We start from the raw sequence: 25,011 nt of genomic DNA, 5'->3' as shown, positions 1-25,011 counted from the left end.
GCCCGAATCATGTTTACATGGTTCGGGTTTTTTATTATTTTTAGATCACCTTATTCCTATTATAAAAATGAGACCATTTAGATGCATTTTTTCTCAGCTCCTGAATATCAACCCAACTGCGCTCAGCTTTTTGAGGATTATAAAAATAAAATCCTGCAGCTTATTCCTTATGCCATTATTGAGCATATTGGTTCATCCGCCATTCCCAATGCAATTTCAAAAGGTGACCTAGATATTTATATTGAAGTACCCGCCCATCAATTTTTAGATAGCATTGAAAAATCACAACAGCTTAATTTTAAAGAAAAACTTGATACACTACGTACTCATGAGCTTTGTATGCTGCAATCACAACAACATGATGTGGCATTGCAAATCGTGGTGACAGGTTCAGAATTTTGCAATTTCATCACCTTTCGGGATCTATTAACAAACTCACCCAGCCTGACCCAACAATATAATCAGCTCAAACAAAGATGTGTTGGCTTATCTCAAGACCAATATCGGCAAATCAAAGCAGATTTTATCCAATCTGTACTCGCCCTAGGCTAAGCATATAAATAAGTGAATATCATAATTTCCTGCACCTTAGCGTGCTTTTTTGATACCATTCCCGTTTAGATTTCACCTGTAGTTTTCTTTTTTATGACCGCATCTTACCAACAGCAACTTCAAGAGAAAGTTGAACGTATTACCACACAGTTTGCATCGTTCAATCCACCAGCTTTAGAAGTGTTTCAATCGCCTGAACAACATTTCCGTATGCGTGCAGAATTCCGTATCTGGCATACCGAAGATGACCTGTTCTACGCCATGTTTGAACGTGCTGAAGATGGTAAACAAAAAGAAGTTATCCGCGTAGATACGTTTCCAATTGCAGATCAAAGCATCAATGATTTGATGCCACGTTTATTAGATGAATTAAAAGCAGTCCCGATTCTCTCGCAACGTGTTTTTGAAGCAGACTTTCTGTCGACTTTAAGTGGAGAAATGCTGGTCACTCTGATTTATCATCGTAAATTAGATACTGAATGGGAAATAGCGGCTAAAGCCTTAGCTGAAAAACTGAATATTAAAATCATGGGTCGTAGCCGTGGCCAGAAAGTCATTATTGGTGATGACTACGTGGTTGAACAACTTAATGTTCACGGTCGTACCTTTAAATATAAACAAATTGAAAGCAGCTTTACTCAGCCAAATGCACAAGTATGCCAACATATGTTGGAATGGGCTTGTGATGCTGCGACCACTTCGCAAAAAGACCTTTTAGAATTATATTGTGGTAACGGCAACTTTACCCTGCCACTGTCTTTAAAGTTCAATCGTGTACTTGCAACTGAACTTGCTAAATCTTCAGTCTACGCAGCGCAATGGAACATTGAGCAAAACCAGATTGAGAACATTCAGGTGGCACGTTTATCTGCCGAAGAATTCACTCAAGCTTATCAAGGTGAACGTGAATTTAGACGTTTGCAAGAAGCTGAAATCGATATTCAAAGCTACGATTTTGACACGGTTTTTGTTGATCCGCCGCGTGCAGGCATCGATGATGAAACACTCAAACTATTACAAGGTTTTGAACGTATTCTGTATATCTCATGCAACCCAGATACCCTGCATGACAATTTAAAAATACTGAGCCAAACCCATCGCATTGCGAAGTTTGCCATGTTCGATCAATTCCCTTTTACCCATCATGTGGAATCAGGCGTTTTACTTGAAAAGATTTAAACAAATTATTTCAACGTAACAAAATAATCTAAAGGGTTCCAGTAACCCTTTATTTTTTCTCAAAGTATATTTATAAAAAAGTGATGTTTTTCAAAGGTCAAGTCATCTAAATGTCATAATTTCGTTAGACTTGAAAAGACTCATCGAAAAAATTGAAGTTCAACTGCTGCTTTTATCACTTAAGCTGACTTGTATTTTATTTTAAAGCGGCTATATTTCGAGCTATGTTAGGTTGTATATGAAGGCTCTATGAGTTTTTGGCAAAAACTGTTCAATGCAGATGAACAATATAACGAACACAAGAACCAGACTTCTTGCGTTGAAAATGATTGTTCTTGCAAAACCAATGAACAACTGTTGGATGCTTTAGTTAAAGCAACAGATGAAGATGTGATTAAAGGCATCAAGAAAGTACTAATTTCTCGTGGTTATAGTCGCAAAGAATTGCTTGCGATGATCAAACCGCCAATTCAATAAAAATAAGCTCCTAATCTCCTTAAAAACGAGGAGATTAGGGTGTAATCAAGATTTACACTTCTCTCGGTTCACTTCTGCCACAATCGGTCCTAAATTAAATCGCTGATCATGGCGTTTGGTTTGTGCTGAATACACACTGGAAATCGAGCCATCTAAATACAATGCATTGTCTATTTTCAACTGCTGTTTAAAAAACTGGGCGAATTGATAAAAACTGACACGTTGCTGTGAAATCACAAAATACAACTGATTCCCTTTAACACCTACCCCATTTCTAATTTTTAATGAATTTGAGTCAGCAATAAACTGGCTATTAATTTTCCCTTGATAGACCAACATTGGCCCTGACTGCGTCGCAAATTTTGCTTTAAATTGATCATGCTTATAATCAGCAGTGGTTTTAATCACAGCATGATGATCATTCCAAGCAACTACACCATTAGGCTGCATAAAGAAATTACCAAAACCTTTTGCTTGATTTAACTCACCAAACACTCTGCCCTGTTCGACATATAAACCAACAGGCTGGAAGTCAGCATGATACATACCTGCATTCATGGCAAAATTGAGTTGGGCACAAGCAGGTAACTCTTTTTGTAATACTGCAAACTTTTGGTAGTAGCGATCGTTTTTAGGACTTTTTAAAAATAATTCTAATTGATCCAGGTGTTCAACTTTGATGACATCATAGCTTTGATTCTTAAATTGAATGGATTGATGCTGCATCGCATGCCCAGTCGAAACCGCTAAAAATGTAAAAGATAACAGTAGCCAATTTTTCATCATGGTAAATATTTAAAATCAATTTGGTCTATTTTGTCATAGCAGCGAATAACGCTGAATAACAGATACAAACGCCACACATAATCATTGGCTTAGTGGCACAAATAGGCTCGATTGATTCACATTTTTTCACTAAAATAATGGTGTAAATACAATAACCTTGTATCCACATGCAGCAAAGACATCCGCGTTTCCCAATTGGCGCACATCTGATCGTAAAACACTTTGGCTATAGCCATCACGGCATTTATGCAGGCCGTGGACGAGTCATTCATTATTCTGGTTTTGCCCATATTTTTAAAAAGCATCCGATTGAAATGACTTCAATCCAGCGTTTTGCACGTGATAAGCCAATTTACATCAGGAATTATCAATCCCCACGCTACCAAGCCAAAACCGTGGTACGGCGTATGCGTTCACGCATGCATGAAAACCACTACCATCTGATTATTAATAACTGTGAACACTTATGTACTTGGGCGATTACAGGTGTTGAATCCAGCACTCAAGTTGAACGTATGCAACGTCGTCTTGCCACCATTGGCTATGTCAGTTCGGTCATGAGCTATATGAATGGTCTGATGCTCACTGTAGCTACTGCCTGCTTTGCCATCGTGCTATACATCAAAATGATGTTGCGTCGGCAAGCCAAAAAATCTGTACCTGCTTACTTACAACTCAAACAAAAGCATTCAAAAAAATAGCTATTGCATGATCCTTAAAACGTTTTTCTAGCAATTGATTGATTTTTCATTCAGCTTGCATTAATATTTTCTTTGATACATTTCGTATCTCATCCATATCGAGGGTTCTATGTTGGAGATAGCAGTAATCTGGTAACTAAATTTCAGTAGCACATTGAAATTGGTTATCTGCGCGATTTTTTGGGCTTTAAGCCTAACTTTGCCTCTGATTATTTCTATCTGGATAACAACATGAACTTATCTAAGTCCGAACAACGGACATTGCACGTCTTAGCAAAAGGCGGAAAAATCGTAAAACTTCGTAATGACTCAGGTCAAATCATCGCTGTAGAGTGCTATAGCCGAGAAGGTTTCTTGCTGTCCGATTGCGACCTTGCCGTTTTTAACAAGCTAAGAAAGAAAAAACTGATTAAATCCATCAATGGACAGCCCTATCACATTAATTTACATGGGCTTAGATCAGTACGCCCACAGTTAGACAACCGTTAACACACAACCATAGATTTGGATAAATCCTTGGTTGTACTTCAATGATGTCTATCAATCTAATCTTAGATCGGGTTTATCCAAATTACATACGGTTTATTTTGAGAAAGAAAATGGAACTAGACGTAATTCAAAACCGCTTAGCTTTTTTACGAGAGGCGGAAAAACTAAAAAATGTGCTGCGATTTTCACATACTTCCAATGGTCGCCAAGAAAGTACCGCCGAACACAGTTGGCGCTTATGTTTAATGGCAATGACCTTTGCAGATCAATTCGAGGAAATCGATCTCGCAAAAACACTAAAAATGTGCCTGGTTCATGACTTGGGTGAAGCCATTCATGGTGATATTCCTGCCATCATGAAAGATCAATTTCCAGCAAAGAATCAGCAGGAAAAACAGGATCTTGATCAATTGACCGAATGTCTTGATGAACACCCGAAAAATTTGATTCGAGCATTATGGCAAGAATATGAAGATGCAGAAACAGCTGAAGCTAGACTTGTTAAAGCATTGGATAAGTTAGAGACCATTTTGCAACACAATCAAGGTATTAACCCTGTTAATTTCGATTATGCATTTAATCTTAGTTATGGCGAAAAATATACTCAGATCTATCCTGTACTCAAACAGATTCGAGACATTCTGAATCAAGAAACACAAGAGAAAATAAATATGAATATACAGATTCGAGATGAGAAACTATCCGATATTCAAGCCATTTTTGACTTAACGCAAGCGGCTTTTGCAAACGCTGAACATTCGAGTCATACCGAACAATTTATTGTGAATGCTTTACGTCATTCAGGCCAATTGAGTTTATCTTTGGTTGCGATCAGTAATCATAAACTGATTGGACATATTGCATTTTCCCCTGTGAAAATCTCAGATGGAACCAAAGACTGGTATGGCTTAGGGCCAATTTCAGTTTTACCTGAATATCAAGGCCAAGGCGTTGGCGCAAAACTGATGCATGCAGGCCTTGAAGCTCTCAAGGATTTAGATGCTGTTGGCTGTGTGCTGCTTGGCGATCCAGCCTATTACAGTAAATTTGGTTTTAAAGCAGATGCAAGACTTGTATTACAAGGTGTGCCGGCAGAATATTTTCAAATTTTGCCATTTACTGAACATGTCCCGTCAGGTGACGTGGTCTATGCAGATGCATTTAATGCGATTGCATAAGCTCGCAAACTAAATCATATTGAAATAGAAGTCCGTAACAAATCGGTATGGACTTCTATTCTATCAACAAGACAAAATTGCGACTTCTGAAGCTTGCAAGACTGCCTCAAATATCTCTGCATAGCCTGCAATCAACTCTGCTTTATCCGTTCCATTAATAATTCGTCGCGCATTGATATAATCTTTTCCATCCTCATTGATGTAATCCGCCAGCTTTTTACCTGTGAACATACCTTTTTTCATACCGACAATCATGACACGGGCTGCAATATCCGCTTGTAGGGCCAGTTTTGGATTTTTCACTAGATCAATTTTTAAGTAGTCGCCCATTTTCTTATAGTTTGCCAGCCATGTCAGTTGCACATAGCCATAGCCGATATAGGGATAATATTGTTTAGATTTCAAATATTTTTCAGAGCCGTACTCAATCACAGGTTGCATGGTCTTAGCCGTTTCGTGCCAAGCCGTTGCCAAGATATAAGCAACTTGAGTGGGTATAATCGTCTTATCTTCAGCCAGTACCGAGACGAGGAAGTTGATGCCATCGACTTGAGATTGACTCAACTTGCCAAATTTTTTACGTAAAATGTCGAAACCGTCTTGTGTTATTGTCATGTCATTTTCCTCTTTATAATAAAAAACCGCCCGAAGGCGGCATTGGATTGTTTTTTCTTTAGAATTTGTCTTTAAAGTCTTTCACCTCTTTTGCAACATCCAAGATGGTTGAATCTTCTCGTGCATTAATATAATTAAAAGTCCAACGAATAATCGCCCATACTGGCAAACCACAAAGAAAGTACAGACCTCCTAAGGCAAATGCCCCATATGGGTTTTGACTCCACTCTTGCAAGCCAAAATGCTGAATCACAAAAGCACCCCCTGCAATACTGCCAACTGCTGTTGAAATAAGTGAAACCACCCATTCACGTCGAGACTTGGGTAACCTTGTCATAATCACCACCATCCATGCCAAAAACATGAAAGTGAGTGCCATGACGACAATAAAAAATACTCCATAGGATTTAATCACGGCTGCAATCCCTGCACCCGCTGAAACAACCTCTGTCATTTTGTCCTCCATAATTAAAAAAGGCCTCAACTTGTTTAAAGTTAAGACCTCGCTTGTGTAGATTTGTTTTTCATTTTTCCACCATAATCCCCCCTTAGTTCTGTAAAAAATTGAATTTATACGGATTGTGGATAATGCATCATCCAACTTTGCTGATCATGAAACTGCACAAAGTCCCCGACCTTAACTTCTGAACCCAAGATTTCACCATGACTGGTTAAGTGGTAATAGATACCATCTTCAAGTTCAGGAGGCATTTTAAAATCCAAGCTGGCATAGGCTTCACGCAAATCAAAATCCAGCTGAGTTAAACCTTCTTGTGCAACCACTTGATAATACTTTGGCAGTTTCAATGCATTACTTGAATGCCATGCCCCGGCAAACTCATAATCAATATAGACATTCATCGATTGAGAACTGGTAATTTCAAAGGTCACAATTGGGTTTTCAGACGGGTCATGTTTGATATAAGTGACATTATTTAAGCTATTAAAATCACCCAATACCACCACGAATTTACCAGCGTCATAGTGGCTATAAATGACAAAACCACGTTCAATTTGGTTTACTGCCACGATATTCTCAGGTTCTTGGTCCACACCCAAAATCACAATTGACTGGTTATCGGTACTTGCATGGTTAAATGAAAATCGACCTTTTTGTGCTTGGAAATAGGCAGAAATTGCCAAAGATTCAGCCACTTCTACTCCTGCTTTGAGAGTACCTAATTGATCATTTCCATGAATATAAGTCATACCTACTAGGTCAGCTGTGGTTCGCATGACTGCAGGTACAATGTCTGCATAAGAAAGAATGTCTAAGTGTTTAATTGAAAAAGAACCCAACATCATATGATTGACACAATTCATTTTAATCACCTCGCGTTATTGAGCGGCTTTTAAAGCATCCATTTATAAAATTAAGATCGACGATTGCTTATCTTCAGATATAAAAAAACTCGGCTCCTGACGGATACCGAGTTTTTTAGGCAATAAAAAAGCCCGCTAGATGCGAGCTTTTCACTTTGGTCGAAGTCAAATGTAATACGACCAGTATATAAAAACTATAGCCTAGTTTCCGAAATAATGGAATCCCTATGCGCGCATATTTTTGTAAGTGTTTTTTCGATATTGTTCAATGGTAGTTTCAGCCTCATGGATGGCAGTTTCAATTGTCTGAATCATTAAGCTTTCATAACCCTTCCATGTCTTTCTATAACTATCAACATTCATCTGATGGCGACTAATACCGGCATAAGCAAGACGTCCTTTTGCTGTATAGTTTTCCTCTAGCTCAGGATCTAACACAAAATCTAATACCATCCGCGAAATCAACCAAGCCAAGTGATACATCGCAATACGTTCTGGCTCACGTTTTTTATCTCGCTCTGCTTGCTTGATAAAAAGTTCAGCCAAACGCTGGCGAACATAGTCATAGTCACTCTTGCTTTTATGCTCAAATACAATCAGCGCTGTCACTGACTTTGCCAATTGTGTATTCATTGATGCAATTGCACCTAAACGATCTTGGTAATTTAAAGGACGTTCGCTTGTCCCACGAATAAATGGCTCTAAACCTGGAGAGCGTAATGTTAAACCCTGCGTCAGCCATTCAAATTTTTCAAACTTTGCAATACTTATATTCATATCGTCACCTAAACCGATGTCATTTCATATTTGGCTTGGTTCATATTTTCTAAAATATATATTTTAATAAACCAAGCCTTGTGTTATTTCTCAGCATTGATCAAGCGCTTATTTTTGAGTTCAAGATTGCAGGTCATCTACATACCTCAAGCTTTGCTTTGACCAGCTTCAAACTCATGTTTGATGTGTTTAGTGATATTTTTCCCTGACTTCCACAAGTTTCATTGCCTGATGAATTTCTTCAAACCGTGTTTTAGTACAAGGCCTGGTTGCACTTTTAATTTGAGAAATATAACTATGGGCACAGCCTAGAACATTCACTAAAGCTTTAGCTCGCCCCTTTTGCTCATCCAACCAAGCACTCAACATATGGATCTGATCTTCTGTGGCCTGATTTGCAATTCTTTCAAGTCGCTTTAATTCTTTTTGTGTTTTTTCTGGAGATATAAATTTTACAACATGGCTTGGTCTTGCCTTCAATCTTTGTTCATAGTTATTTTGAATCATTGTTATTGCATTACCTTGAGCCAGCCATGCTTCAATTTCTGCATTTAAATTCTGCTTAATATGCATATTTGGGTTGATTGACTTGTTCATACCGCACCTCTAGCATTTAACCTAATCGATAGATCTATTATATTAGTAAACTAATATTAATTCAATAAGAATACTAATTTGACTTCACATTAGCTAGCTAATATTCTTAATTTATTGATTTAAGGTGTATTAAAATGCTTAAAGATCGGCTCAAAGAAGCAAGAAAAAAAGCCAAGAAGTCCCAAAAAGATGTGGTTGCTGCTGTAGGCATTACCCAATCCGCACTCAGCCAGCTTGAGACAGGACTGGTCAGTTCCTCTTCTCATTTGCCCTCTATTGCTAATTTCTTGGGTGTAGATGCCTATTGGCTGCAAACAGGTCTTGGCAGTGCCACGCCAAAAGAATCTGGTCATGATGATATTTTGAACATCACTCCGGTAAAGGCCAATATGGCGCCTGTATTGTCTTGGGTACAGGCTGGTCTGTTTACCAATGTTGAATCTGTGGATATCACACAGATTGAAGAGTGGTTGCCACTACCTGATGATTGTGATGACTGCTTTTATTTAAAAGTGCAAGGTCTGAGTAATTATCCTGTCTTTCATGAGGGTGATTACATTTTAGTTGACCCGACCGTGCAATATAGTGATATGCAATCGGGTGACATGATTGTGGTGAGAAAGCACGAAGATGCAACATTTAAACGCCTCGTCATCGAAACCGATAATTCACGCTATCTACAAGCACTGAATCCAGAATTCAAACCCAACATCATTCCCTTAGATGAAGAATGTATTTTTGTCGGAGAAGTCGTCGATTCCATTCGCTATATTTACCAATCCAAACGTCGATCAAAGATCAAACATAGCTAATGGACAAATATCTACTTATTAGTATTCTTATTTTAAACTAATATTAGCATCTTAATTATTTATAGCAGCAAACGCATATAAAAAAGCCTAGATGCTGATCTAGGCTTTTTATTCAATGTGATATTACTTCGCAGCAGTTGCTTCAGTTGTAATATTGACAGTGATCTTATCCCCTACGTTGGGTACGTAATTACCGATACCAAATGCTGAACGATCAAAGCTGGTTGTTGCATTAAAACCAATAGCAGGTACTTTCGCCATTGGATGCTCGCCTTGTTTATTCAGTACAGCATCTAATACCACAGGTTTAGTCACGCCTTTAACCGTTAAATCACCTGTAATTTTAAAGTGCTTCTTGTCTTTAGTTTCTACTTTGGTACTTTTAAAAGTAATGTTTGGATATTTTGCAGCATTAAACCAAGCTTCTTCTTGGAATTCTTTGTCCAAAGCAGCAACATTGGTATTTACACTGCTTAAAGGAATAGTCACTTCCACAGATGAATTTGCAGGTTTTGCATTATCAACTTTAATTGTCCCTTGAATATCAGTGAAATTTGCACTTGGTGTAGAGAAACCAAAGTGATTCCAGCTGAATACGGTTGCTGTGTGGGTTGGGTCAATTTTATAGTCGACTGGCGCAGCCAATGCTACCGAACTAGCTAAAGCGACTGCTAAACCGAGGCTTAATGTTTTAAATTGCATTTTTCGTATCCTTGTTTGATATAGTGATTAGTGTATAGATCAAGTATTTTTATTCACTAGTCTTTATAAAACGATATGTTTCACCAGTGCAACAATAAAAGCGTTACAGCACTTATCAAAAATCAATATCATAAGACCATTCGATACTGGACAATTGATCGGCAAGCTCACATGATCAATGGGTATATTTTGATTTAGATACTTCACGATAAACAACAAGGTAAAACATGACACATACAGCACAAGCACTCAGTACAACAACACCTTATCGCGTTACATTGACAGATCCTGCTGGCCATACATGGTATGCAGATGAGCCTACCGATAAAGGCGGTCAAGATACTGCACCTAACCCAGTTCAGCTTTTACTTTCGGCTTTAGGTGCCTGTACTACTATTACTTTAGAAATGTACGCCAATCACAAAGGGATTAAGCTTGATCATATTCAGGTTGATTTAGCCTTAAATCCCAATGGTGAACCGGAATCAGGACACAACAATATTGAACGTAAAATTATCTTAAAAGGTGAATTTACCGAGGATCAGCATAAGCGTTTATTAAAAGTCGCGGAAAGCTGCCCGATTCATAAATTATTAACGTCAAATATTTCGATTCAGAGTGAATTAAATATCGGGTAAGTGGTCCTTAGACTAAATTTCAACCACATCCGTATGCCATTCCAATGAGCCACTCATCGAAATATCAATTGCAAGGTCGACAATATTTGTGAGCTCATTTGGAATAAATGAATATAAGTTTTCCCCATCGAAATGAATCCAAAATTCAGGTGGTGGAGTGTCACAACCATCTATAAAGCCAGCTGTTTCTTTCTCACCCAAACCGTCAAACATTGATGAGTGCACATCAAATACTAATATTTTGCCCTTTAATTTCACCCGACATGGCATGTCATGACATTTAACTCGAGCTTGAATAGCCTCTTCAAAATAGACCTGTATGCGATAAGCATATTCACCACCACCCAATGCTTGGTCACCATTTTTATTTTTGAAACTTTCCGGCAATGCACGAAATAAAAAATTATATTGTGCACACTGCCAAAACATTTCTTTTTTATTCAAATTTTCCAAATACCAATATTTAATATTATCTAATATTTCATCAAAAGCATTAAGTTCGAACTCTTTTTTCATCACAACACCTTTATCTTTAATTTTCAATGAAGTACCAGTAATCGGCTATATAATTATCTGTTTCATTTTTTGGGTCAATATAATGAATATGTATTCCCCGTTCATACATGTGCTCAGGAATTTGTAGCCCCCATCTCCGAGATAAACTTATGTCATCCACTAAAAGATATTGAGGATCGTAATATTCTCCCGATAAGGTATGGGCATTAAAATAATCTTCATCTAAATATAAACAAACTTCACTCGCAAACATATCAGGTTGCACAATGACACATGCCACTTTACAAAATTTTGTCCCTACGGGCTTAGCCTCAATTAAATACTGACAAGCATTAATAAGATATTGAACACACTGTGCCTTTATGTCTTGTTGAGCATGTTTTCCTTGAACCATATTCATGGGTACAGGTATCTTCCATTTATAATACCGCTCTTCATACCCCTCTAAATCAGGGAAGTTCCCTTTAAAACTTTCACTCCAACACCTAAGATTTCTTAATTTACGTGGAATTCCCTGTTCTTTTTTATTTGATAATGCAAACCGTCTCATTTTTATATTCCATTTAATCATCATAAAAAAAGCGCTCTAATCAGAGCGCTTTTTTATACCACTTAATTTGATTAAGCAGTCAATTCTTTAACTGCAGCAACAACCGCTTCAGTGGTGATACCGAAGAATTGGAACAAGTCTTTTGCTGGTGCAGATTCGCCGTAAGTGGTCATACCGATCACTTTGCCATCTAAACCAACAAACTTCCACCAGTAATCCACATGAGCTGCTTCAACCGCTACACGTGCACGGATATGCGCAGGTAACACCGCTTCACGATATGCAGCATCTTGCTTCATAAACTCTTCAGCACATGGCATAGACACTACACGCACACCTTCAAGCTGTGCATATGCTTCCATTGCCAATGAAACTTCTGAACCTGTTGCGATGATGATTGCCTTCAATTCGCCTTTTTCTTCAGCAAGTACATAACCACCTTTTGCAACGTTTTGAATTTGAGCTTCATTACGTGCTTGGAATGGCAAGTTTTGACGAGAGAAAATTAACGCTGACGGGCCATCTTTACGTTGAAGTGCAGATTTCCAAGAAACAGCAGCTTCAACTGTGTCACATGGACGCCAAGTATTTAAGTTTGGTGTACCACGTAATGATGCAATTTGTTCGATTGGTTGATGCGTAGGACCATCTTCACCCAAACCGATCGAGTCATGCGTATAAACATGGATCACACGTTGCTTCATCAATGCAGACATACGTACAGCATTACGTGCATATTCCATAAACATCAAGAATGTTGCAACGTAAGGAACGAAACCGCCGTGTAAAGCCACACCGTTTGCAATTGCAGTCATACCGAATTCACGAACGCCGTAATACACGTAGTTACCCGCTGGGTTTTCTTGTACGCCTTGGCAACCTTTCCAAAGTGTTAAGTTAGAACCCGCCAAGTCAGCAGAACCACCTAATAATTCAGGAAGTAATGGACCGAATGCTTGTAAGGTATTTTGGCTTGCTTTACGTGTTGCAATGGTTTCTGCTTTTGCATTGGTCTCAGCAATAAATGCATCTGCCTGTGCAGCAAATTCAGCAGGTAAATCGCCACTGATGCGACGTAATAATTCAGCCGCTTCAGTTGGATATTTTGTTTGGTATTGAGCAAACAATTCATTCCAAGCTGCTTCAGAGGTTTGACCTTTTGCTTTTGCATCCCAAGCTGCATACACATCTTCAGGAATAACAAATGAATCTTCTTTCCAGCCTAATGCTTCACGGGTTAAAACGATTTCGTCTTTACCCAATGGTGCACCGTGACAATCTTCTTTACCTTGTTTATTTGGTGAACCTAGACCAATAATCGTTTTACAGATGATGATGGTTGGTTTATTGGTTTCAGCTTTCGCTTCAACAGTTGCTTGACGAATTGCATCAGCATCATGACCGTCTACACGAAGAACTTGCCAACCATACGCTTTGAAACGTTGTTCAGTATCATCACTGAACCAACCTTCAACTTCACCATCAATCGAAATACCATTGTCGTCATAGTATGCAACAAGTTTACCAAGACCCAAGGTACCTGCAAGTGAACATACTTCGTGAGAAATACCTTCCATCAAGCAGCCATCACCTAAGAAACAGTAAGTGAAGTGATCAACAACATTCAAACCGTCTTTGTTGAACTGAGCTGCTAAAGTTTTTTCAGCTAAAGCGAAACCAACCGCATTGGCAATACCCTGACCCAATGGACCTGTTGTGGTTTCGATACCAGGCGCATAACCATATTCAGGGTGGCCCGGAGTTTTAGAGTGTAATTGACGGAATTGTTTTAAATCTTCAATAGACAAATCATAACCAGTCAAATGCAATAATGCGTATTGCAACATTGAACCATGGCCATTCGACAATACGAAACGGTCGCGGTTCGCCCATTGTGGGTTCGTCGGGTTATGATTTAAAAATTCACGCCAAACAACATCAGCGATATCTGCCATCCCCATTGGTGCACCTGGATGCCCTGAGTTTGCTTGTTGCACAGCATCCATTGCCAAGACACGAATTGCGTTTGCAATACGACGTTCATTTAAAGGGGTTGTCATAAGTCAGAATCCGATTAAATCAAATAAGATGAGAGAAGATGAGAAACCATCTTTCAAAAGATGCGACTATTGTCTTAAAAAAACGACAGTGGGTAAAGTGCAATACACGATATTTCTTATTTTTCGCTGATTCATCTGTCATTCTATGTGTAAATGTTCATGTGATAAGCAGAATGTAAACGATAGCTAAACAATTCAGCGATCAAATTACAGATTTATTCATATCAAAATCACCAAATATCACTTTTGCTGATACTCATATCAATAAAAACATCATGAAAATGAAATAAATTCATGCTTTTTAGTCAGCTTGTGCTAGTCCTATCCGCCAAGTCGATGTAACATACTCTGTCTTTTTGAAAATACCAATGATAGGACGTTCATGCGCGAGTATGCTGTTTTTACTTCAGAATCTGTAAGCGAAGGTCATCCAGATAAAATGGCTGACCAAATTAGCGATGCAATTTTAGATGCAATCCTAAAAGAAGACCCGTATGCGCGTGTCGCTTGTGAAACATTAGTAAAAACAGGTGCGGTTGTTCTTGCTGGTGAAATCACAACAACAGCAAATGTGGACTTCGAAGCGATTGTACGTCAAACCGTAAATGGAATCGGCTACCACCATTCTGATTTAGGTTTTGATGGTTCGACTTGTGCCGTTATCAATATGATCGGTAAACAATCTCCTGAGATTGCACAAGGTGTTGACCGCCAAAAGCCAGAAGATCAAGGTGCAGGTGACCAAGGTCTTATGTTTGGTTATGCAAGCCGTGAGACAGATGTACTCATGCCTGCTCCAATCTCTTATGCGCACCGCTTAATGGAGCGTCAAGCAGAATTACGCCGTTCAGGTACATTACCGTGGTTACGCCCAGATGCGAAGAGCCAAGTAACATTTGCTTATGAAAACGGTAAACCTGTTCGTTTAGATGCAGTTGTATTATCAACTCAACACGATCCAGAAATCTCTCAAATTCAGCTTAAAGAAGCGATTATTGAAGAGATCGTTAAACCGATCATCCCTGCTGAAATGTTCCATGCTGGCACGAAGTTCCATATCAACCCAACAGGTATGTTTGTAATTGGTGGTCCTGTAGGTGACTGTGGTTTAACAGGTCGTAAAATTATTGTAGATACTTATGGCGGTATGGCACGTCATGGTGGTGGTGCTTTCTCTGGTAAAGATCCATCGAAAGTAGACCGCTCTGCTGCTTATGCTGGTCGTTATGTGGCAAAAAATATTGTTGCTGCTGGTTTAGCAGATAAATGCGAAATCCAAGTAAGTTATGCAATCGGTGTTGCAGAACCAACGTCGATTTCTATTAATACGTTCAATACTGGTAAAGTATCAGACGAGTTAATTATTCAACTCGTGCGTGAACACTTTGACTTACGTCCATACGGTATCACACGTATGTTGAATCTGATCCAACCGATGTATAAGCAAACTGCAGCATATGGTCACTTTGGCCGTGAAGGTTCTGACTCTGCATTTACATGGGAAAAAACAGATAAAGTTGAAATCCTTAAAGACGCTGCTGGATTGTAATCCACACTACTCTTTCATAAAAAAGCTCGCATTTGCGAGCTTTTTTATTACCCCTAACATCATTTATTCGAATTGGTATTATCTTGCTTAAACATTTCAAATAGTGAATTGCTTTGAACTGGCTGATCTTCTTGATGATGTTGCGTATATAAATGTGCAAGCTTAATGACCACGACAACTGCCAGACAGGCCGCCACACAGAACATCCACATACCATACGGACTGCGGATATGATGAGAGCCACAGTGTGGACACTCCTTATCAGTTGATGCAACAACCTTGTCACAACATGCACAATGATATTGATATAACATCATTAATTCCTCCTACCACTTATTTTTTATTTTCTTTTTACAACAATTTCATATGTCGCACTTTAATCCTATGAAAAAAAAACCGAGAATTCAATCTCGTTTTCTGACCTACTCATTCAAATTAACAATTTTTTATGACAATTTGATTAGAAATTTGATTTTAAGCAAATCTTTAAGTGCTTAATTTTATTTTGATCTTTCACGTAATTTGATAAAATAAACTTTTGCACGTTATGGAATACATCATGACACAATTAATTAATAAAGGTGGATTTCGCGAACGGGCAAATCGCAGTCGAAAATATAAACAATCAGAAAATGAGATTACGACGCTGCAACCAAGCCATTACCAACCGCAAAGCAAAGAAGCCAACTTAGCTGCTACGTCCGAACCTACACAGAATACTCAAGAACCAAAGGATCAGCCATAAAAAAAGCACACTTGATCAAGTGTGCTTTTTGAAGCAAATTAAAATCAATTCACATCTTTAAATTCAATTTTCTTCTGGTCAGGTTTTACTTCACGTGCTTCGCCATCAATAATGGTTGAATCACGATATTGACCACCACCTTGTTGATTCTGCATATCCTGCATCTGACGCATTAGATCTGCAAATGGATTCTGACCAGTTGCACCGCCGCCCATACCACCCATCATCTTATCCATCATAGCTTGCTGACGCTTGGCCATGGTTTTCATTAATGCATTACGAAACGCCGTTTGAACAGGTGGAATTAAAACCAATACTGCCAATACATCAGAAATTAAACCAGGAACCATCAAGAGAAAACCAGACATCGCCAGTGCTAATTTCTTGGTGACCGCTGGATCACCACCTAATTGGCCTGTCATCTGCATTTGCTGCAATTGAGGCATAATACCCGATGTACTTGAACGAACCATATTCAAGCCAATGAAGAATGCGATAATGAACCAGAAAAAGACATACCACATACTTCCAACGAGGTCACCCACGCCAATCCAGACTAAAACTTCAGCAATTGTGCCAAATACCACGATAAGAAGTAGATTCATGTCAAATCTCGAAAATTAAAACCTTGTGCAATCTTGAAGAATCAATCCTGACACAACAAATAAAATAAACTCAATAAACTAATTGATGGGTACATTTCTCAATTTATCAAGTCTAATGTGATAGCTTGTATAAAAAAGCTCCCAATTAAATTTGATCTAATTGAGAGCTTAAACAGCCTTTTATGATTAGCCACAAGTCGCTTGAGTAATCTTCTTAGACTGCGGATCAATCGTAACGGTTATACGATTTTCACGATAGTCCATCGTGACAGGCTGATTTGGTCCAACACTGCGAACAATCTCAGATTTGGTTTTTTGTTTAATTTGCTCTTCGCTTAATCCAGACTGACCGATTAATTTTGTCGCTTCATCTGCTAGGCATTTTGGCTGACTTGCGCGGAACAACTCCCACTCTTCAACCACTTGACCATTTGGTAATTTACAGTAGCCAACCTGACCATTGGCTTCATTTTTAATTTCCAACTGACCACCTTGCTCTACACAATATTTGCTTGCAGGGTTTGCCATACCAATTTTGGGTGGCGTCATCTCTTTATTTGGTGTTGCTGAACACGCTGCCAATGAGGCTACAATTGCACCTAAAAGTAAGATCTTTTTCATAATTTGAATTCTGATAAAGTGAAAAGGCAAAGATAACAAAATAATTTAGATTATTATGTCTATGATTTGAAACAATATAGCTCGCATGACTGCACAGCATACAATTACACGCCCAAACATCTCATCTGTTTCAGCTCAAATCAGCAGAAATAAATTTACTGAATAATAATAAACTCCAATCGAATCGCTTCATCGACTAAATAGTGCGCTTTGATGAGATAAAAATAAGGACGAGTATCGATCCACTCATCCATTTCCATAATGGCCTGCGTGTACCCCGTCGCTGCTGAAAAATCTTTAACCTGTATAATATCCATGGACGTCATCCTTTTTTATTTAGCCTAACATATTATATTTACTCATATATAGAATAAAATAAAGCCTAATCAGTCAGTTGTCGTAGCTTTCGATCAGGCCATGCTTTATACAACTTTTTTCATTAGAGACTAGAAAAAATGCCTCACATTGAAGAAACATTTTTTCCAAATAAGAACGCAGATTAAAACGATACCATTTTTCCGGGATTCAGCATCCCAGTAACGCCATACCACCCTTTAGACATTGGAATCGCTAACGGTGCCAATAAACGACCAAATAAAATATCGCTGTGCTGAATTTGGGTGAGCATTGCATAATCTGCATTTGCACCAGAAAAATCATCTGCAATTGCTTTACCAATTCGTACCGTTTGTGCCACACCATGCCCACTCCAACCATGTACTGCATAAATTGGATACTTATTTCCAAACTTACGGTTATCTGTCGCGCCATTCATGGTCAGGTCACTCACCCCACTCCAACAGAAATCCATCTCAACATTCTCCAGTTGAGGGAAAACTTTGTGAATTCGCCCAAGTAAGTACTGATTTATCTTAGCGGCAGACCAACTTGTTCCTGTTCCTTGCCCACCAAACAGTAAACGGTTTTTGGAGACTCCACGATAGTAATCAATCTGTAATTGCGTATCGTAAACAGGATGATCTTGCGGCAACAAATCCATTAATGGCTGTTGTAAAGGTGCAGTAACAGCAATGTAGGTATGAAATGGGATGGCTGTTTGCTTCTTCTCTGGAAGCAGTTTAAATGCATTATGATGTACCGCAATGACCACACTTTTACGTGCTTTTATTACACCCGATGCGGCCTGTACATAAACACCATCGACTTGCTCAGTGATCGACAACACTTCCGTTTGTTCAAACACCTGCCCACCATTCTGACAGAAGCCGTGTACTAGGGCTCGGTTCAATGCCAATGGATGAATATGACCACCCAAGTCATCAACCAAACCACCCTTATACAGATCAGATTTGATTAAAGCCTTAAGCTCGTATTCACCAACAACCTGTGTATGATCTTCGCCCAAATACTTTCTGGCATCTGCACCTTGAGTCAAAGCAATCAAATGTCCTTCATGTACAGCAGCGGTAATATGTCCACGTTTACGTGCTAAGTTGACAGCATATTTTGCTGCAATTTGATCAATTAAAGACATCGCCTCAGTAGAGGTAAAATGCCAAAGTTTTTTAGCATCTTCATAGCTAAACCGCTTAATCATCTCCTCAGCTTCCCAACGGGCTAAGCCGGGCGTGAGCTGCCCGCCATTTCGGCCCGAAGCGGCTGAACCAATTCGGTTCTTTTCAACTAAAATGGTATCTACACCTTGTTCAGCCAAATGCAATGCTGTTGAAGCACCCAACAATCCGCCACCGATCACCACAACATCACAGACTTGATCTGAATTAAGCGCATCAAAACAATGCCAGTCCGCTAAGGAACTTTCATAATAGTTTGCAGGATGATCAAACTGACCATGTTTCGGATTTACCCAGCTCCACTCATTCGAATTTTTATATGCTTTACTTTCTTTAAAAATAACATCATCTAAATGCGCAGGCTTATTTATACCGCTATACATTTGAAATTCACCTAAAACAATTACTTATTAATCAATTGCTAAATTTTATCGCAAAAAAAATGAGTAATAAAACCAGAATCTTTCAGTAATTTTGATAGGTTATTTTCTAAATATTTTTATTTATTGATTTATAAGCTCAGCCAACGATCAAATCCCTTAAAACTCTAAATAGAATTTAGAAATGAACATTAAAAAAGCACCCGAAGGTGCTTTTCTCTCTTATAGGCTGGTTGCAATCAAGACCACAAAGCTGAACAACAACGTACCTAAAGATCTTTTACAATGTACATGAACTTCTTGCTCAAACCCTTGAGCATACGGCTCCAAGTTTTCCATAACTCTAACGCTCATTAAATGTACTACACTTGTTAATTTGCCTAATAAATTAACAAGAATAAATTAGCAAAAAGTCGTATATCTGACTAGTGCAATTTTTCAACCAGATGGTGAATTTATGACAAAAAATGGCAGTTTATTCAGAAAATTTCAAAATAAACCGAATTATACAAAAGGAGAACATGCAGAAAGGATAGCCATAAAAAAAGCCCATCAATCGTGAGCTTTTTTTATTTACTGATCTAAGATTATTGGATCACAGTAATTTGAGTAGCTTGAGGTCCTTTTTTGCCTTCACCTAAAATAAATGAAACACGTTGACCTTCTTTTAGAACTTTGAAGCCAGAGCTTTGAATTTCACTGAAATGAGCAAAAACATCTTGCCCAGAATCTGCATGAATAAAGCCAAAACCTTTAGTTTCGTTAAACCACTTAACAGTACCAGTAACTGTATCAGACATATACTTAAACCTATATTTAAAAAATTGGGGCGCTTAGCAGCAAGCAACTTGGAATCATAAACTTTGAAAGGAAATCTGATAAAACGAAAGGTTTGTCTAAAACTACGAGATCAAAGATTTTCTGAATCAACAGTGTTATTCTTCTAGTCAGTTTTACTATACACGACTTTACATTTTTCACGCAATCTCTATCTTTTCCAGTTGGCTTAAATGATGTTTTTCAGCAAATCATTTTGCCAAGATTAGTGAATAGTACTATTTTTTTACTTTAATATTCATATGGTTATAATATTTTATTTTATTCAACATTCAAAATTCTGCTTTTTATATAAATTTTTAACATATTATTTCATTTCCCTTTGCTCGCAAATATCCATCATCCCCTAACGATTTCAGGTTTTTTCAGGCACAAAAAAAGCCCACAGAGTGTGAGCTTTTTTTTCACTGGTCTAAAGTAATTAGATAACAGTAATTAGAGTTGCTTGTGGTCCTTTTTTACCTTGACCAAGAACAAACGAAACACGTTGGCCTTCATTCAATACTTTGAAGCCCTTGCTTTGGATTTCGCTGAAATGAGCAAAAACGTCTTCGCCAGAGTCAGCTTGAATAAAACCAAAACCTTTAGTTTCGTTGAACCACTTAACAGTACCAGTAACTGTATCAGACATACCTTTAAACCTTTTAAACTTTGTTCATTTATGAATTAAATCAAAACTTTTACGTTATGATTTAATACAATCTATCTGTATTAAATAGATACTACAAGTATGTGAACCATTTATGTCAATCGATAAAGTTGATTAACATCGGTATAGAAACTTTTCCCGTCTAGATTAAAGTCAATTTCTTGACCTGATTCCAACAGTACTTTCTTTCCTACTTCCACCCATTTAGAGCCATTCAACGTATTTTGCTGACGCTTTAAAGGGATGATTCGCACACAAATCTCATTGCCATTTATGGCTTTGGCTACACGCCATTCATTAATAATTTTCAACACAAAATCACTCATTCCTGAGCTCAAGTGATCGATTTGGATTTACTATAACGCTAGATTAATTGAGAGAGGATAACTACAATTCTAGAATCTAATAATTTTTAGCTTTCTTTAGGGTTATTTCAGCTAACTTTTGCCGTCTAATTTCTTCATAAGACAACAATTCAATAATCACAGAGCTAATATTCAATTAACTTTTAAATTGGTAGCGGGAGCTGGATTTGAACCAACGACCTTCGGGTTATGAGCCCGACGAGCTACCAGACTGCTCCATCCCGCATCAACATTTGATCATCACATCTGATCAATGAGATGCTTTATACGCCCTTAAATTAAATTATGCAAGTAAATTGCATAATTTAGCTATTCAACGAACATTTAACAATCAATTTTCTAGTTTTTACACTTTTTTAAGCATCCTAGAGCACCAATAGGTGAACAATTAAAACAAGGCTATTTTATCCTTAATTAGCATTTTCTATTCCCCCATTTTTTGGATGATAAAAAATTACCATGACTTAAAACGTATATTCAATATTTTAAGCTTACTTAAATCATCAATATCTTCAGGAAGAGTAAATGGAGCTACAACCTTAATTGCTTTTTCAGCAGTTTTAATCATCTCCGAATGATCACTTTCCACAATTAATTTTTCAATATTCCCCTCATCGTACAACCAGATTCGTGCAGTAGCAATTTGGCCATGGCTATCAGCGGGTTGTTCCCAAGCTTGCATCACCTTGTTATAAACATTGAGCTTAAACCGTGAAATATTTCGGGCTTGGTTATTTTCTTTTTCAGTTTTAATCATAGTGGGTGGAACAACCACATCTGTCAGTTGGGCAAAGGTATGGCTGTTCAAAGAAAGAAACCAAAGCGTTAGAAGAATTTGGGCTAATTTCATACAATTATTCACACTTTGATGATCAAGGATAGATTGTTCTTATAAAATCATTAATTTACCGATCAACTTTACAAGAAATTGAAAGTAATTTTGATGTTTTAGCTTTTGATATTAATTTTACTGACACTTGATCTGGTAAATCTGAAACCACGCTACTACTGTCAATTACACATTGATGCTCTTTTGCAAACGTCTGAAGACCAGCCAAATTTGAATTGGATTTAGGCGCTAAAATAAGTGCGTTTTCAGAACCAATACAACAACCAACATCAACTGAAAAATGTATAACTTGGTATGCAAGAACACCAAAATTCATAAAATTCAGCTTTTTATTCGCTAAATAATAACCAGTATAAGACTCTGCATCTGAAATAAACTTCTTTTTTGAAAATGCACCGCTTAGGAATAGTTGCTTAGTCTCCGGTAATATCTGGTTCTCATCAGTTAAAATACTCTTTGCTTGTTGAGCTGTTAATATTTCATCTGCATGAACATTCAATCCGGTTAATATTAATAAAGCCATTAAAGTAAGCTTTTTAGATTTATTCATTTTATTCATCTCCATTTCTAATCTGTCAGTAACCGTATAAACTCAAAATCTATTACTTACATTTTAACGAATACTATCACTATTTTTTAACAATGACTCCTACGCTACTAACGGCGATTAAACAGGCTGAAGATAAATTTTTATTTTGGTAACGATATCATTCCCCCAAGTTTTTATTATTTTTAATTGAAAATTATTGGCTCTGAATAGTTTCAGAATTGTTCAATAAAACAACTATTTTCTTATAATTCAAAATACTACAAAAAAGCTATGCAGCAAAAAGTCCATTATGTAACAATATTGGCAATCTTTTATTTTTATAGTGCTTCATGTCATTAATTATTGGTATTGACCCTGGTTCACGCTTAACAGGTTATGGAATTATCGAAAAAGATGGCAATAAGCTGCGGTTTGTTGATGCAGGAACCATTCGTACTGAAACCCAAGGCATGCCTGAACGCTTAAAACGTATTTTTGCAGGTGTCGAACGTATCGTTAAATTTCATGGCCCAACAGAAGCAGCGGTCGAACAAGTCTTCATGGCACAAAACCCCGACTCTGCTTTAAAGCTTGGTCAGGCCCGTGGTGCGGCAATTGCTGCACTGGTGAATCTGGATTTACAGGTTGCAGAATACACAGCACGTCAAATCAAGCAGTCAGTTGTCGGTTACGGCGCTGCTGATAAAGAACAAGTACAAATGATGGTCATGCGTCTACTCAATTTGACCATTAAGCCACAGGCCGATGCTGCCGATGCACTTGCTGCTGCAATTTGTCACGCCCATGCTTCTGGAAGTATGAGTAAGATGGCTGTGTTAAATGCTCTAGGTGGTATGGCGCGTGGACGTAGCCGCTCGAGTACCAGACGCCGTTAGATTGATTGATTCACCACATGATAAATCATTCCTCCCATGTCATGGGCTTGTAATCCTCTCATCCCCTTCTCAGCCAACAAATCACCTGCCTGCGCATGCAGGCTGACGATCTCATGCAAAGCAATCTGTTGATGGAATTGGGCTTTTAAACTGGCAATCATGCCTGCCAGCACATCGCCCATACCTCCTGTGCCCATCCCCGCATTGCCCTGCGTACAAATAAATAATTGTTCTTCTAAAATTAAACTGCCCGCGCCTTTTAACACCCATTGTCCTGCAAATTTGTGTTGTAACTGTTGAATGGCAACAATACGGTCTTGTTCTATATCCGCAGCAGCACATCCCAACAGCGTTGCGGCCTCACCCGAATGTGGCGTTGCATAAAAATGATCATTTAATTGTAGTGGATACTTGGCCAGAAACCACAAGCCATCAGCATCAAGTACAACCTCTAAATGTGAGTTTTGCTTGAGTAAATCAAACCATTGCAAATATATCTGCTCTGCCCATTTATCTCGTCCTAAGCCCATACCCAAACAGACGGCATCCACTTGGGTTAATAACTGTTGAATGGCAGGCTGATCTAAGGCATTAATGTCTCGCACCATAATATTCGGTGAGCGTGCCAAAATGGCTTGATGATGTTTAGCATGACAGACCACACTGACTTTACCTGCACCTGCATGAAACGCAGCTTCGGCCGCCATGATTACTGCACCGCCCATGTCCGCATGGCCGCCCACAACAAGCACATGTCCATAACTGCCCTTGTGACCAAAAGCTTGACGCTTGGGTAAGACAATTTTTTCAGGTGATAGATAGGCAAGTGGTTTTAATTCTGCATCAGTTGGGATCAGACTGACTAAATATAGTTTTCCTACATATTGCTTAGCTTGACCAGTAAATAAACCTGCTTTGTAGCCCAAGATCGTAAAAGTTTGATCGGCTTGTACCGCGCAAGGCAAAGCTTGTCCAGTATTGGCCTGTAAACCACTGGGGATATCGATTGAGACTTTTAAACCTGTTTGCAAATTATAAAGCTGAATAATTTCTTGCCATTTTGGATCTAGCATTCGGTTGAGGCCAATGCCAAATAAAGCATCAATATGACAATCAAAAGTGGGAAGTTCTTGATGAACAGCATTTTCTGACAATAGATAATCAATACTTTGACTATCGACTTGATGAGACTGCGCATAATCTGCGGCTTGTTTTAAATCCACGGATTGTCCAAGCTCTGTTGCAAACACAGTGATGCTAAATCCGTATTGCTTAAGAAACGCAGCAATATAATAGCCATCACCAGCATTATTGCCTTGCCCGCACCAAACTGCGATCTTTTGAATTTTATTTTGCTGAAATTGTTGAATTAACTGTTGTGTAATTGTCCAAGCCGCTTGCTGCATAAGCCCTAAAGATGAGTTTTGCTGAGCAAACCAACGTTGCTCCCATGCTTGGATACTTCGGCTATGGTAAACTACAGCTTGCATGTTTTTCT

At 38.3% G+C, this 25,011-nt stretch carries 32 protein-coding genes and 1 tRNA gene; 11 read left to right on the top strand and 22 right to left on the bottom strand.

Translation table 11 applies throughout. The features are described from left to right. The first annotated feature begins 81 nt into the window (after nucleotides 1-81). The 3 genes from F993_RS14370 (at nucleotide 82) to F993_RS14380 (ending at nucleotide 2,208) form a co-directional block, all read left to right on the top strand. Nucleotides 82-552 (top strand): GrpB family protein, encoded by a 471-nt coding sequence (locus F993_RS14370; protein WP_004653130.1) that lies wholly within the window; start codon nucleotides 82-84, stop codon nucleotides 550-552. Between the two features lie 93 nt (nucleotides 553-645). Then, entirely contained in the window at nucleotides 646-1,731 is a 1,086-nt protein-coding gene (trmA, locus tag F993_RS14375; protein WP_004653129.1) for a tRNA (uridine(54)-C5)-methyltransferase TrmA, read from the top strand. 249 nt (nucleotides 1,732-1,980) lie between these two features. Further along, a complete protein-coding gene (locus F993_RS14380) occupies nucleotides 1,981-2,208 on the top strand; it encodes a hypothetical protein (RefSeq protein ID WP_004653128.1) in 228 nt (75 codons plus the stop codon). A 45-nt stretch (nucleotides 2,209-2,253) separates the two neighbouring features. On the opposite strand, the gene F993_RS14385 is transcribed toward F993_RS14380, so the two are convergent. Continuing rightward, complete coding sequence (locus F993_RS14385; RefSeq protein WP_032812418.1) at nucleotides 2,254-2,994, bottom strand: phosphodiester glycosidase family protein; 741 nt, start codon at nucleotides 2,992-2,994, stop codon at nucleotides 2,254-2,256. A 167-nt stretch (nucleotides 2,995-3,161) separates the two neighbouring features. On the opposite strand from F993_RS14385, the gene F993_RS14390 reads away from it, so the two are divergent. The 3 genes from F993_RS14390 to F993_RS20010 all read left to right on the top strand — a co-directional run bounded on the left by F993_RS14390 (nucleotide 3,162) and on the right by F993_RS20010 (nucleotide 5,362). After that, entirely contained in the window at nucleotides 3,162-3,695 is a 534-nt protein-coding gene (locus F993_RS14390) for a lecithin retinol acyltransferase family protein (RefSeq protein WP_004653126.1), read from the top strand. 231 nt (nucleotides 3,696-3,926) lie between these two features. Further along, the gene (locus F993_RS14395; RefSeq protein ID WP_004653125.1) at nucleotides 3,927-4,184 is read left to right on the top strand and encodes a YjhX family toxin; all 258 of its coding nucleotides are present in this window, start codon (nucleotides 3,927-3,929) and stop codon (nucleotides 4,182-4,184) included. A gap of 110 nt (nucleotides 4,185-4,294) precedes the next feature. Further along, nucleotides 4,295-5,362: a bifunctional HD family hydrolase/N-acetyltransferase gene (locus tag F993_RS20010; RefSeq protein ID WP_004653123.1), complete on the top strand. Its 1,068-nt coding sequence runs from the start codon at nucleotides 4,295-4,297 to the stop codon at nucleotides 5,360-5,362. A gap of 63 nt (nucleotides 5,363-5,425) precedes the next feature. Here F993_RS20010 and F993_RS14400 read toward each other — a convergent pair whose 3' ends face one another. The 5 genes from F993_RS14400 to F993_RS14420 form a co-directional block, all read right to left on the bottom strand. Further along, entirely contained in the window at nucleotides 5,426-5,977 is a 552-nt protein-coding gene (locus F993_RS14400) for a hypothetical protein (RefSeq protein WP_004653122.1), read from the bottom strand. A gap of 58 nt (nucleotides 5,978-6,035) precedes the next feature. After that, nucleotides 6,036-6,431: a hypothetical protein gene (locus tag F993_RS14405; protein WP_004653121.1), complete on the bottom strand. Its 396-nt coding sequence runs from the start codon at nucleotides 6,429-6,431 to the stop codon at nucleotides 6,036-6,038. Between the two features lie 116 nt (nucleotides 6,432-6,547). Next, a complete protein-coding gene (locus F993_RS14410; RefSeq protein ID WP_004653120.1) occupies nucleotides 6,548-7,300 on the bottom strand; it encodes a hypothetical protein in 753 nt (250 codons plus the stop codon). A gap of 225 nt (nucleotides 7,301-7,525) precedes the next feature. Then, the gene (locus F993_RS14415; protein ID WP_004653119.1) at nucleotides 7,526-8,077 is read right to left on the bottom strand and encodes a hypothetical protein; all 552 of its coding nucleotides are present in this window, start codon (nucleotides 8,075-8,077) and stop codon (nucleotides 7,526-7,528) included. A 189-nt stretch (nucleotides 8,078-8,266) separates the two neighbouring features. After that, entirely contained in the window at nucleotides 8,267-8,674 is a 408-nt protein-coding gene (locus F993_RS14420; protein ID WP_004653118.1) for a hypothetical protein, read from the bottom strand. 134 nt (nucleotides 8,675-8,808) lie between these two features. On the opposite strand from F993_RS14420, the gene F993_RS14425 reads away from it, so the two are divergent. After that, a complete protein-coding gene (locus F993_RS14425; RefSeq protein ID WP_004653117.1) occupies nucleotides 8,809-9,486 on the top strand; it encodes a LexA family protein in 678 nt (225 codons plus the stop codon). 123 nt (nucleotides 9,487-9,609) lie between these two features. On the opposite strand, the gene F993_RS14430 is transcribed toward F993_RS14425, so the two are convergent. Then, complete coding sequence (locus F993_RS14430; RefSeq protein WP_004653116.1) at nucleotides 9,610-10,188, bottom strand: YceI family protein; 579 nt, start codon at nucleotides 10,186-10,188, stop codon at nucleotides 9,610-9,612. A 227-nt stretch (nucleotides 10,189-10,415) separates the two neighbouring features. Here F993_RS14430 and F993_RS14435 point away from each other — a divergent pair, with 227 nt between their 5' ends. Then, nucleotides 10,416-10,826: an OsmC family protein gene (locus F993_RS14435; RefSeq protein ID WP_004653115.1), complete on the top strand. Its 411-nt coding sequence runs from the start codon at nucleotides 10,416-10,418 to the stop codon at nucleotides 10,824-10,826. 12 nt (nucleotides 10,827-10,838) lie between these two features. Here the strand turns inward: F993_RS14435 and F993_RS14440 are convergent, their stop codons facing one another. From F993_RS14440 to tkt, 3 genes are all read right to left on the bottom strand, one after another. Then, nucleotides 10,839-11,342 carry a hypothetical protein gene (locus F993_RS14440; protein ID WP_004653114.1) on the bottom strand — a complete coding sequence of 168 codons (504 nt, stop codon included), beginning with the start codon at nucleotides 11,340-11,342 and terminating at the stop codon, nucleotides 10,839-10,841. A 16-nt stretch (nucleotides 11,343-11,358) separates the two neighbouring features. Then, complete coding sequence (locus F993_RS14445) at nucleotides 11,359-11,892, bottom strand: DUF3916 domain-containing protein (protein ID WP_032812656.1); 534 nt, start codon at nucleotides 11,890-11,892, stop codon at nucleotides 11,359-11,361. 71 nt (nucleotides 11,893-11,963) lie between these two features. Continuing rightward, entirely contained in the window at nucleotides 11,964-13,952 is a 1,989-nt protein-coding gene (tkt, locus tag F993_RS14450; RefSeq protein ID WP_004653112.1) for a transketolase, read from the bottom strand. A 382-nt stretch (nucleotides 13,953-14,334) separates the two neighbouring features. On the opposite strand from tkt, the gene metK reads away from it, so the two are divergent. Continuing rightward, the gene (gene metK / locus F993_RS14455; RefSeq protein ID WP_004653111.1) at nucleotides 14,335-15,501 is read left to right on the top strand and encodes a methionine adenosyltransferase; all 1,167 of its coding nucleotides are present in this window, start codon (nucleotides 14,335-14,337) and stop codon (nucleotides 15,499-15,501) included. 59 nt (nucleotides 15,502-15,560) lie between these two features. Here metK and F993_RS14460 read toward each other — a convergent pair whose 3' ends face one another. Next, complete coding sequence (locus F993_RS14460) at nucleotides 15,561-15,818, bottom strand: hypothetical protein (RefSeq protein WP_004653110.1); 258 nt, start codon at nucleotides 15,816-15,818, stop codon at nucleotides 15,561-15,563. Between the two features lie 242 nt (nucleotides 15,819-16,060). On the opposite strand from F993_RS14460, the gene F993_RS14465 reads away from it, so the two are divergent. Further along, the gene (locus F993_RS14465) at nucleotides 16,061-16,246 is read left to right on the top strand and encodes a hypothetical protein (protein ID WP_004653109.1); all 186 of its coding nucleotides are present in this window, start codon (nucleotides 16,061-16,063) and stop codon (nucleotides 16,244-16,246) included. 44 nt (nucleotides 16,247-16,290) lie between these two features. On the opposite strand, the gene F993_RS14470 is transcribed toward F993_RS14465, so the two are convergent. From F993_RS14470 to F993_RS14510, 10 genes are all read right to left on the bottom strand, one after another. Continuing rightward, nucleotides 16,291-16,851 carry an FxsA family protein gene (locus F993_RS14470; protein ID WP_004653108.1) on the bottom strand — a complete coding sequence of 187 codons (561 nt, stop codon included), beginning with the start codon at nucleotides 16,849-16,851 and terminating at the stop codon, nucleotides 16,291-16,293. Nucleotides 16,852-17,037: 186 nt separating this feature from the next. After that, nucleotides 17,038-17,472 (bottom strand): putative hemolysin, encoded by a 435-nt coding sequence (locus F993_RS14475; RefSeq protein ID WP_004653107.1) that lies wholly within the window; start codon nucleotides 17,470-17,472, stop codon nucleotides 17,038-17,040. A 155-nt stretch (nucleotides 17,473-17,627) separates the two neighbouring features. Then, a complete protein-coding gene (locus F993_RS20455; protein ID WP_004653106.1) occupies nucleotides 17,628-17,789 on the bottom strand; it encodes a hypothetical protein in 162 nt (53 codons plus the stop codon). A 182-nt stretch (nucleotides 17,790-17,971) separates the two neighbouring features. After that, nucleotides 17,972-19,390, bottom strand: coding sequence for an NAD(P)/FAD-dependent oxidoreductase (locus tag F993_RS14480; RefSeq protein WP_004653105.1), 1,419 nt, complete (start codon nucleotides 19,388-19,390; stop codon nucleotides 17,972-17,974). 584 nt (nucleotides 19,391-19,974) lie between these two features. Beyond that, a complete protein-coding gene (locus tag F993_RS14485) occupies nucleotides 19,975-20,187 on the bottom strand; it encodes a cold-shock protein (protein WP_004653102.1) in 213 nt (70 codons plus the stop codon). 458 nt (nucleotides 20,188-20,645) lie between these two features. Further along, the gene (locus F993_RS14490) at nucleotides 20,646-20,855 is read right to left on the bottom strand and encodes a cold-shock protein (RefSeq protein ID WP_004653101.1); all 210 of its coding nucleotides are present in this window, start codon (nucleotides 20,853-20,855) and stop codon (nucleotides 20,646-20,648) included. Between the two features lie 110 nt (nucleotides 20,856-20,965). Beyond that, nucleotides 20,966-21,199, bottom strand: coding sequence for a hypothetical protein (locus tag F993_RS14495; protein WP_004653100.1), 234 nt, complete (start codon nucleotides 21,197-21,199; stop codon nucleotides 20,966-20,968). A gap of 188 nt (nucleotides 21,200-21,387) precedes the next feature. Then, nucleotides 21,388-21,464 (bottom strand) — tRNA-Met (locus F993_RS14500). A 228-nt stretch (nucleotides 21,465-21,692) separates the two neighbouring features. Next, on the bottom strand, nucleotides 21,693-22,088 hold the full coding sequence (locus F993_RS14505; RefSeq protein WP_004653098.1) for a cell envelope integrity protein TolA: 396 nt from the start codon (nucleotides 22,086-22,088) through the stop codon (nucleotides 21,693-21,695). Nucleotides 22,089-22,143: 55 nt separating this feature from the next. Then, entirely contained in the window at nucleotides 22,144-22,638 is a 495-nt protein-coding gene (locus F993_RS14510) for a hypothetical protein (protein ID WP_004653097.1), read from the bottom strand. Between the two features lie 329 nt (nucleotides 22,639-22,967). Between F993_RS14510 and ruvC the strand changes: the two genes are divergently transcribed. After that, on the top strand, nucleotides 22,968-23,513 hold the full coding sequence (gene ruvC / locus F993_RS14515) for a crossover junction endodeoxyribonuclease RuvC (protein WP_004653096.1): 546 nt from the start codon (nucleotides 22,968-22,970) through the stop codon (nucleotides 23,511-23,513). Here the strand turns inward: ruvC and F993_RS14520 are convergent. After that, nucleotides 23,510-25,003 carry a bifunctional ADP-dependent NAD(P)H-hydrate dehydratase/NAD(P)H-hydrate epimerase gene (locus F993_RS14520; protein ID WP_004653095.1) on the bottom strand — a complete coding sequence of 498 codons (1,494 nt, stop codon included), beginning with the start codon at nucleotides 25,001-25,003 and terminating at the stop codon, nucleotides 23,510-23,512. The genes ruvC and F993_RS14520 overlap by 4 nt on opposite strands. Nucleotides 25,004-25,011: the final 8 nt, after the last annotated feature.

It is taken from the genome of Acinetobacter proteolyticus, from assembly GCF_000367945.1.
GTDB lineage: Bacteria > Pseudomonadota > Gammaproteobacteria > Pseudomonadales > Moraxellaceae > Acinetobacter > Acinetobacter proteolyticus.
The sequence above is the reverse complement of the archived record's forward strand: the minus strand, read 5'-3'. Positions and strand labels throughout refer to the sequence as shown.

Coding starts and splice junctions, on each gene's coding strand:
- F993_RS14410 (WP_004653120.1), bottom strand. CDS start 7,300: ATGAATTGTGTCAATCATATGATGTTGGGTTCTTTTTCAATTAAACAC.
- F993_RS14505 (WP_004653098.1), bottom strand. CDS start 22,088: ATGAAATTAGCCCAAATTCTTCTAACGCTTTGGTTTCTTTCTTTGAAC.
- F993_RS14490 (WP_004653101.1), bottom strand. CDS start 20,855: ATGTCTGATACAGTTACTGGTACTGTTAAGTGGTTCAACGAAACTAAA.
- F993_RS14370 (WP_004653130.1), top strand. CDS start 82: ATGCATTTTTTCTCAGCTCCTGAATATCAACCCAACTGCGCTCAGCTT.
- F993_RS14470 (WP_004653108.1), bottom strand. CDS start 16,851: ATGAATCTACTTCTTATCGTGGTATTTGGCACAATTGCTGAAGTTTTA.
- F993_RS14415 (WP_004653119.1), bottom strand. CDS start 8,077: ATGAATATAAGTATTGCAAAGTTTGAAAAATTTGAATGGCTGACGCAG.
- F993_RS14390 (WP_004653126.1), top strand. CDS start 3,162: ATGCAGCAAAGACATCCGCGTTTCCCAATTGGCGCACATCTGATCGTA.
- F993_RS14465 (WP_004653109.1), top strand. CDS start 16,061: ATGACACAATTAATTAATAAAGGTGGATTTCGCGAACGGGCAAATCGC.
- F993_RS14395 (WP_004653125.1), top strand. CDS start 3,927: ATGAACTTATCTAAGTCCGAACAACGGACATTGCACGTCTTAGCAAAA.
- metK (WP_004653111.1), top strand. CDS start 14,335: ATGCGCGAGTATGCTGTTTTTACTTCAGAATCTGTAAGCGAAGGTCAT.
- F993_RS14425 (WP_004653117.1), top strand. CDS start 8,809: ATGCTTAAAGATCGGCTCAAAGAAGCAAGAAAAAAAGCCAAGAAGTCC.
- F993_RS14380 (WP_004653128.1), top strand. CDS start 1,981: ATGAGTTTTTGGCAAAAACTGTTCAATGCAGATGAACAATATAACGAA.
- F993_RS14520 (WP_004653095.1), bottom strand. CDS start 25,003: ATGCAAGCTGTAGTTTACCATAGCCGAAGTATCCAAGCATGGGAGCAA.
- F993_RS14430 (WP_004653116.1), bottom strand. CDS start 10,188: ATGCAATTTAAAACATTAAGCCTCGGTTTAGCAGTCGCTTTAGCTAGT.
- F993_RS14405 (WP_004653121.1), bottom strand. CDS start 6,431: ATGACAGAGGTTGTTTCAGCGGGTGCAGGGATTGCAGCCGTGATTAAA.
- F993_RS14440 (WP_004653114.1), bottom strand. CDS start 11,342: ATGAAAAAAGAGTTCGAACTTAATGCTTTTGATGAAATATTAGATAAT.
- F993_RS14495 (WP_004653100.1), bottom strand. CDS start 21,199: ATGAGTGATTTTGTGTTGAAAATTATTAATGAATGGCGTGTAGCCAAA.
- F993_RS14480 (WP_004653105.1), bottom strand. CDS start 19,390: ATGTATAGCGGTATAAATAAGCCTGCGCATTTAGATGATGTTATTTTT.
- F993_RS20455 (WP_004653106.1), bottom strand. CDS start 17,789: ATGGATATTATACAGGTTAAAGATTTTTCAGCAGCGACGGGGTACACG.
- F993_RS14400 (WP_004653122.1), bottom strand. CDS start 5,977: ATGACAATAACACAAGACGGTTTCGACATTTTACGTAAAAAATTTGGC.
- F993_RS14510 (WP_004653097.1), bottom strand. CDS start 22,638: ATGAATAAATCTAAAAAGCTTACTTTAATGGCTTTATTAATATTAACC.
- F993_RS14385 (WP_032812418.1), bottom strand. CDS start 2,994: ATGATGAAAAATTGGCTACTGTTATCTTTTACATTTTTAGCGGTTTCG.
- F993_RS14475 (WP_004653107.1), bottom strand. CDS start 17,472: ATGAAAAAGATCTTACTTTTAGGTGCAATTGTAGCCTCATTGGCAGCG.
- ruvC (WP_004653096.1), top strand. CDS start 22,968: ATGTCATTAATTATTGGTATTGACCCTGGTTCACGCTTAACAGGTTAT.
- tkt (WP_004653112.1), bottom strand. CDS start 13,952: ATGACAACCCCTTTAAATGAACGTCGTATTGCAAACGCAATTCGTGTC.
- trmA (WP_004653129.1), top strand. CDS start 646: ATGACCGCATCTTACCAACAGCAACTTCAAGAGAAAGTTGAACGTATT.
- F993_RS14445 (WP_032812656.1), bottom strand. CDS start 11,892: ATGAGACGGTTTGCATTATCAAATAAAAAAGAACAGGGAATTCCACGT.
- F993_RS14420 (WP_004653118.1), bottom strand. CDS start 8,674: ATGAACAAGTCAATCAACCCAAATATGCATATTAAGCAGAATTTAAAT.
- F993_RS14485 (WP_004653102.1), bottom strand. CDS start 20,187: ATGTCTGATACAGTTACTGGTACTGTTAAGTGGTTTAACGAAACTAAA.
- F993_RS14460 (WP_004653110.1), bottom strand. CDS start 15,818: ATGATGTTATATCAATATCATTGTGCATGTTGTGACAAGGTTGTTGCA.
- F993_RS20010 (WP_004653123.1), top strand. CDS start 4,295: ATGGAACTAGACGTAATTCAAAACCGCTTAGCTTTTTTACGAGAGGCG.
- F993_RS14435 (WP_004653115.1), top strand. CDS start 10,416: ATGACACATACAGCACAAGCACTCAGTACAACAACACCTTATCGCGTT.